The organism is Oceanispirochaeta sp. (assembly GCF_027859075.1).
In the GTDB taxonomy this organism is placed as follows: Bacteria; Spirochaetota; Spirochaetia; order DSM-2461; family DSM-2461; genus Oceanispirochaeta.
Genome location: NZ_JAQIBL010000179.1, coordinates 1 through 7566 on the forward strand (window position 1 = coordinate 1; position 7566 = coordinate 7566).

The 7566-nt window shown below is 46.7% G+C and carries 7 protein-coding genes and 1 pseudogene; 4 read left to right on the forward strand and 4 right to left on the reverse strand.

Annotated elements, in window-relative coordinates:
• The 3 genes and pseudogenes from PF479_RS09785 to PF479_RS09795 form a co-directional block, all read right to left on the reverse strand.
• Window positions 1–263: pseudogene (locus tag PF479_RS09785) on the reverse strand (hypothetical protein); the annotation flags it as partial.
• A gap of 2 nt (window positions 264–265) precedes the next feature.
• On the reverse strand, window positions 266–697 hold the full coding sequence (locus PF479_RS09790; protein WP_298005620.1) for a metal-dependent transcriptional regulator: 432 nt from the start codon (window positions 695–697) through the stop codon (window positions 266–268).
• 76 nt (window positions 698–773) lie between these two features.
• Window positions 774–1304 carry a hypothetical protein gene (locus PF479_RS09795; protein ID WP_298005623.1) on the reverse strand — a complete coding sequence of 177 codons (531 nt, stop codon included), beginning with the start codon at window positions 1302–1304 and terminating at the stop codon, window positions 774–776.
• 53 nt (window positions 1305–1357) lie between these two features.
• Between PF479_RS09795 and PF479_RS09800 the strand changes: the two genes are divergently transcribed.
• Window positions 1358–2899: a hypothetical protein gene (locus PF479_RS09800; RefSeq protein ID WP_298005626.1), complete on the forward strand. Its 1542-nt coding sequence runs from the start codon at window positions 1358–1360 to the stop codon at window positions 2897–2899.
• A gap of 116 nt (window positions 2900–3015) precedes the next feature.
• Complete coding sequence (gene rpmB / locus PF479_RS09805) at window positions 3016–3243, forward strand: 50S ribosomal protein L28 (protein ID WP_298005629.1); 228 nt, start codon at window positions 3016–3018, stop codon at window positions 3241–3243.
• Between the two features lie 21 nt (window positions 3244–3264).
• Here rpmB and PF479_RS09810 read toward each other — a convergent pair whose 3' ends face one another.
• Window positions 3265–4029: an MBL fold metallo-hydrolase gene (locus PF479_RS09810; RefSeq protein WP_298005631.1), complete on the reverse strand. Its 765-nt coding sequence runs from the start codon at window positions 4027–4029 to the stop codon at window positions 3265–3267.
• Between the two features lie 203 nt (window positions 4030–4232).
• On the opposite strand from PF479_RS09810, the gene PF479_RS09815 reads away from it, so the two are divergent.
• Window positions 4233–6422, forward strand: coding sequence for a hypothetical protein (locus PF479_RS09815; protein ID WP_298005634.1), 2190 nt, complete (start codon window positions 4233–4235; stop codon window positions 6420–6422).
• On the forward strand, window positions 6419–7566 hold a 1148-nt coding region (locus tag PF479_RS09820), incomplete at its 3' end, for a hypothetical protein (protein ID WP_298005636.1). The genes PF479_RS09815 and PF479_RS09820, both read left to right, overlap by 4 nt.

Sequence of the window (7566 nt, forward strand, 5' to 3'; positions counted from 1 at the left end):
GCTGCACCCCTGGGGAGGGATTCCAGTATCCGGGTACCCGCACCGCGTACCTGATAAATAATGGAGGCGCTGCCCTTTTCGGGATTAAAAGAAGACAGGGCAAAGGGCCTGCGGAGGAGGGGGACTGGATTGTCATGAACCTTGATGGTAAGAAATTGTCCCGGTTTTGCCTTGCCGCAGTCCTCAGGCCAGGTGAATTCCATCTCCAGGTATCCCCGGGCTATGGTTTTTTGGCTGAGTATGATTGATTTGAAATTCTTCATGCTTATCCCAGAATGATTTTTTCGAGATCTGCAGCTTTCTCCTTGAAACTTTCCCTCAGGTAGCTGCTTAGATTCTTGATGCGTTTTGCTGTGTCCAGATCGATGGAATGCTCAATCCGGCAGGCTTCATCCTCGGCCTTCCCAGTGTCTAACAGGAGGGTCTCTTCCAGAAAAGTTACCAGAATATTGTGTTTTTTCAGAACAATCTCTGCTAGTTCCTTGCCTCGGGCTGTCAGGTTGATAAATGAGTTTTTTTCATACTCGATCATGCCCTTGGATTTTAGATTCTTCAAAGCCCCGGTGACAGAAGGCATCTGAACGGATAATTTTTCGGCAATGTCCTTGACCCTGGCAACCCTGTTTATCTTCTCTAACTGAAGGATCGCTTCAAGATAGTCTTCCAGGCTGGGTGTCAGCTTTACATTCTTTTCCATAAGTATTTCTAACAGAATCAATACGAATTGGCAAGGAAAATCATGAGGGTTGACTAAGAATGTTAGGAATTGGCAGTCAGGAGGCTGGTTTGCGGACTTGCCAGAGGCAGGAGCAGCGAAAATTTTCCCACCACAGCCTTGTCTCATCATAGCGGATTTTATACAGACCGATCTGCCAGTTTCTGAAATTGAATTGAACCGATTCGGTATTCTCAGGTGCTACAGAGTCGGCAAAACTCAGCTTTCCCGGGTTCAGGAGGAGCCCCTGCCAGTCAATAAAGGTCTTATCTGAAACCCGGGGAATCTGTTTACCGTGAATCTCCCTCAGGTAGGTTTGATGATGGTTGAAGCCTTCAGCTTCCTTCAACTTCAGTATGATGTTTTCATTCTCTCTGACAGGGCCTGCCAGTATCAGGGGAGGCATCCCCTTTAATCCAGAGGGATTCACCCTGTCCCGGGGGAAGGAGGCCTCAAAGGTATGGATGGGAATGATCAGGGGGAGAGGGGAGTACCAGGCGCATTTTTTTGCTGACCCTGCCTGAAACTTCTGCAAGTCCCCTTCTGCCCCCTTGGCAGGAGCCAACGCTGTTATATAATATGTTACCATTCCTGTACTGCCTTTACCGTCGGGATATCTTATATTATAAAGACAATAGAATCATGCAAAGAGCTCTGGCCCCAATAGTATTCATTTTTCTCCTCCTTCCGCCTCTGTTTGCGGGAGATCTTTCCCTTTATGAACAGCAGCGGGGGATCAGGACATTTCAGAATCCGGTGAATATCCCCGGGATGAACAAGTCTGGATGGGAGCATCCCGGTTCCGGGAATCTGGAATACTCTTTTCTTCCTCCCCTGGAGGATCAATCCCTCTATATTCAATTATCCTCTGAAAGGAAAACCCCTCTCCGCTTAAGCCTTATATCGGGAGATTTCCATTTTGACCTCCCTGCTTCGGAAGCTCTGCCCTTATTGCAAGTGGTCCTCCCTGAAAATGAGTCCCTTCTTTCACTCTCCCTGCCTCAGGGTTCAACGTTTTTTACAGGGACCCGGGATGAGTCTTCTCAGGACCTGATCCTTCGGGTAGACCGTCCGGACAGCCTTGAACTGACCCTCCCAGACCCTGAGGAGGGAAAGAGGGAAATCCAGCTTCTTATGAAAAACAAGGGGGCCCTTTCAATTTACCCTGCCGGTTCTCCCCGGGATGTAGAAAACAATTCCCATTCCCTTGGAATATTACCAACCAGCCGGGTTCGTACTCTTCAGTTTCCCTATCCATCAATAAAAAAACGCTCCTGGGTTCTCTCTCCTCTGGGGAACCTGGATTCTCTCTCCCTGAACATGCCCCTCGCCCCTGAATTTCCTGGCGCTCTGCCCCGGGAAATCGATCAGATCCTGGCGTCCTCAGCTCCCTTATGGCGGAATGAAAGTTTTGAGATATACAGCTGGACCTCTTTTCCGGAAATCCTGGTGTGGGACTGCCTGAATTATGAGATGCAGAACCGCTTTTTCACAAGATTGTCCTACTTTGTAGAAAAGAAAGGCTACAACGGGACCCTGATGACCAACGGTCAGCTCAAGGACAAGCACGGCTGGAATGCCCACGATTACCGCCCGGAAGATCTGGCGGCCTTCTTTAATCGAATCAGGGAGAGTGATTTCAAGATCAATCCTGAAGAAGAGCTGCTGCGGACGATCCTGATCAGGGAGGGTCAATTGACACAGAAGGATGACGGAATCCTGATTCCAGGCCGTGGTGCTGTTATTTCCATCTCCCGGGAGTCCTCTCCCGTCCTCCGTCAGCGGTTTCTCACCCATGAGGCCACTCATGGCCTCTACTTCATATCTGAAGATTACAGGACTTTTGTAAAAGGACTCTGGGAGTCACTTGAAGAGGCGGACCGCATCATGTGGCGCTTTTTTCTGGGCTGGTACGGCTATGACCCGGGGAATGAAGATCTCATGATCAACGAGTTTCAGGCCTACCTGCTCCAGCAGAGCTGTGATGAAGCGCCGGAATATTTTTCTGTCCGCATGAGGAACCTTCTGGTCAGTTACCCCGGGCAGAAATCTTATCTGAGTCGGGGTATCGGGCCGGAAAGTGGGGTGTTCCAGGTCTGGTCGGAGCAAATTCAAGAGTGGATTCGGAAAAAATGGGGGCTGGAAGCTGGGAATTTCTCCCCGCTCCGTAAGGAATTGCCATAAATTCCTCTGCAAAAAGAAATTCCCTGGAGATTCAGGGTTTTTCGGGTTTACATAGTTTTTTCAATTTGATATATTTCAGATCGCTCATTTAAGATGAAAAGAAGGTAGGAATAGATATGTCTCGAAAATGTGAAATCTGTGGAAAAGGTACTATTGCGGGACACAGTGTACCCAGAAAGGGTCTTCCCAAGAAGAAAGGTGGAGCCGGTCAGCATATCGGTGTTAAGTCTAAAAGGACTTTCAAACCCAACCTTCTGAAGATAAAAGCCCTAATTTCCGGTACACCCAAGTCCATAAAAATTTGTACACGCTGTCTTAAAGCTGGAAAAGTAGTAAAAGCTTAATTTTACAATTTCCTTATTTAGTTATTCAGGAAGGATTATTTTTAATCCGTCCCAGGCTGGTTCTATTCCTTTAGGAAGATCCGCCTTTAGCTGAAAATGATCAACATCATGACATAAATGTGTCAAATAAGCCCTTCCAGGGCTTATTTTTTTTATAACTTCAATGGCTTCGGGTATGGAAAAATGAGTCTCATGGGGCTTATAGCGCAAGGCACCCAGGATGAGTACCTCCAGTCCTTCCAGCAGAGAGAAGCTGGATTCAGGAATAGCACTGCAGTCGGTGATATAAGCCAGATTCCCAATTCTATACCCCAAAATATGTAATTTCCCATGCATGATGGGAATGGCCGTGATTTCAGCTGTTCCGATGACCCATGTCTCCTCTTCCTTTATGGATTGAAGACTGATCTGGGGTGTTCCGCCCCCCTGTCCGGGAGGATTGAATATATAGGGAAAGCGATCCCGGATTTCCCGGGTCACAGATTTCTGTGCATAGATAGGGATCTCTTTTTTCCAGCTGAAGGGTCTCAGGTCATCAATGCCATGGAGGTGATCCGCGTGAGCATGGGTGATGACCACTCCATCCACCTTCGTTATTCCGGCTCGAATGGCCTGCAGACGGAATTCGGGGGCTGTATCAATGATCACACTGGTATCACCCTTCTGAATCCAGAGGGAGCAGCGGTATCTATTGTTCTCAATTCTATCGGAAATGCACACAGGGCAGCTGCAGCCGGCAACGGGAACTCCATGAGAGGTTCCTGTGCCTAATAGGGTAATGATCATAAATCATTTTAACAGATTTGTGACCGGGAAGGAAGCGGACCTCTAAGCAATATAGATTTCTCAATATATTTCAATAATTCTTTATAGCGATAAATTTAATTTTTTTCCAGTGAAATCATTTTCTTCGTATCATTTGACTAACCGCAAACACGATAATTGTGTTATTTTAAGGTATACTAATAGAAGAATGTAAGGAGGAGACTGTGCAGTCTTCCCGTTTTAAACAGCTCATCTTAATTGTTCTCATGCTTTTGCAAGGGGCTTTCCTTTGTGCACAGGAACTTAATACTGCAACCACCGGGGCTACCCGGATCTATGGTATCAATTACAACGAAAAATATCGAAGTCCTCTGGCCATAGGGCTTGAGTATCAGAGTCTGACCCCATTTTCGATTTCCTATGAGGAAGAATTCAGTTTCAATGATTTTAATCTGAATAGTAAATATTCTTTTAAATCCATTCCTCAGATACAGCCATATCTTGGCCTGGGCATTCAGCTGGCCACACCTCTTCGCGCAGGAGTCTCTGTTGAGGCTGAGCGTTTTTCACATACCACCTATTATGGTGTACTGGGGACTTCCTATATCCATAAATTCAACAAACAGCTGGAAATGGGAGGAGATGTCTTCCTGGGGATAGGGCAGGCCGTTTATCCCAATGTTGATCAGGTGACGGGTGATCCTCGCGGTACCCTGGAGTTTTTGGCCGGGGCGGGAGGATCTGCCGCCTTTAATATGACCTACAATTTCAGTCTGAGCGTCCATCCCTCTATCCGTTATGCCCGTTCCTTCTCTGCTCTCGATATGTTTAACGGTTTCTCCTTCGGCCTGGGCTTTGCCGGTCATTACAGGGTCGGTACCGATCCGGATGATCCCAGAGCCGAAATCAAGAGCATTCGTTTTGGTGAATTCGAATTGCCTCCCCTGTTTGCCTCTATGCAGAGCTATTATTCAAAGAATCCCATCGGTCAGCTGGAACTGACCAATACTGAGAAATTCCCTATTCATGATGTGACCATTCAATTTATGCAGGCTGGATTCATGGATGCTCCCACTAAGGAAGATTCCATTGCCGAACTGGGTCCCGGCGAGAGTGCCACCATAGACATCTATGCCGCCTATAACCAGGAAGTTTTTGCCATCGAGGGTATCTCGCCGCTGACGGCGGAAGTCATGGTGAATTATTCGGCCCGGGGCAATGCGGGTTCTCAGGTCATGACCGTGTCTTATGACCTGTATGACAAGGAATCACTGACCTGGGACGATGACCGGAAAATGGCCGCCTATATCACTCCCGCCGATTCTGCCCTGCGGAACTATGCCAGTTTTGTACGCCAGAGTGCCCGTGATGTGGTGAACCCCGGCTTGAATGAATCTCTTCAGGTAGCCCTGCAAATGTACTACGGCCTGACAGAGATCGGCTGTATTTATCAGAAAGACCCGACTTCTCCCTTTGATGCCGCCCAGGAAAACCCCATGGTTATCGATAAGGTCAGTCTCCCGCGGAACACTCTGAAAAGAGGAACTGGAGACTGTGACGACCTGACAGCCCTGTACTGCAGCCTCCTGGAGTCTGTGGGAATCGAAACTTCTTTTATCACCACCCCCGGTCATATCTATGCGGCCTTCAATACCAGGGAAGATGCCCGAAATTACCAGCAGATTCATCCGGACAAATCCAAGACACTGAATATTGACGGAGAACTCTGGGTTCCCGTTGAGATCACACTGATCGGAACATCAGGATTCTCTGAAGCCTGGGATGTGGGTGCCGGTGAGTTCAACAAATATGAAGATGATACGGAGAAACGGGCCCTCTACAGAACTCGTGAAGCTCAGCAGGTTTTCCGGCCGGTCGGGCTGAAAGAAACAGACCTGGGACTTCAGTACGGTGAAAAAACAGTCATTGCACGAGCCGTTTCCAAGGAAACAAGTCAGCTCGTGAACAAGATCATCGCCTACTATGATCAGGTCGCGAGAGAAAAAGACAGCAAGAGCGGTTACAACAGTCTGGGAACCGTCTGTACCCAGTTTGGTGAGTACAACCGGGCCGAACAGGCTTTCAACTATGCCTTGGCCCTGGATCGGAACTATCTGCCCTCCAAGGTCAATCTGGCCAATATCATGTTCATCAAGGGGCAGTATCAGAATGCCCTCAGACTTTATCACAATGTTGAACAGGACTACCTGTCCCGTTCCCGTACATCTTCGGCTGCCTTTTCAAGGATAGTGCTGAACATTTCAAGATGCTATTACGAACTCGAGAATTTTGATAAATCCGCTGATTATGCCAATCAGCTCAATGAATTGGATCCGGCTTTACTCAGAGAGTACTCCTATCTCAAAGAGGATGGTGCCACTGCAGCCCGGGTTGAAGGAAAGGTCGAATCATGAAGAAGTTTTTAGTCTATTCAATTCTTATAATTGTATCCTTAATATTTGTCTCCTGTCCGGATCCCCTGACCGAAGATATGGTCACCGCGGCCCAGGATAAGCTGCCGCCGGTGATTGAGGTCTATTCTCCGGGTAATAATGAAACATATTTATCCACGGTAGAGTTTTCTGTATTTGTAAGGGATGATGCGAAGAATGAAGATGATGGAGCCGGTGATATTGCCTCCATTTCTTTTGCTGTTTCCAATGATGATTTTAGAGGGGGCCTTATCAACATAGGCTCTGCTGGTCAGGTCACTCAAGATCCGGACGGTGGTCCCGATTCCATTGATTATGATCCGGATACCGGAATCATTGCATTCTCAGTTTCAACCATTGAACCCAATATCCTCAATAGCCTTATTTCTGTGACTATCACCGTCACAGACAGGAATAATAATGTAACAGAGGAACAAGTCTCATTGTTTGAAAGCGAAGGACCTATCACTGATATCAAGCTGGTGGATGAGGAAAATAATGTCAATAAGTATCTGGCGGAAAAGTATATTACTATGTCCGGGACTGTCAGTAATTCCGAAGATGATCCAGATTCTTCCAGTGAAATTACAGAAATCAGATGGTCTCTGGCAGATAATATTGTTGGACAATTGGTTCTAGATGAAACAGCAACCTATGTGGATAGCTATAACTCGTCAACACTCAATTATTATAATAGTTCTACAGGTCTCTATGAGCGCAGGATTACTGGATATAACTCGGATGTTTATGCCGGTTTGTTTACATTTAATCCAGTGACACGAGCCATCAATGCTCCAATCTATATCAATCCGAATCTTGAAGATAAGGGTTCTATTCTTATGACCTTTACTATTCTTGACCAGAACGGGCATGAGATGGAACAGACTATTTTTATCTCAGAAAATAAAATTGGTCCTAATCCGCAAGTTGATGTTCTATCTGATGGTTCTTATGGACACTTTTCTTCTGTAGAGGAAAAAGGAGATATAATAACTGGTAACCTCGACAAAGAAGAAGATGAATTGAATAGTTTTAAATTCAAACTCACAAATGGCAGCTTAGCCAGCACTGATTATTCATCTGAACTCGATACTTTGGCACTAGGTGTCACAATGTCTGGAACGGA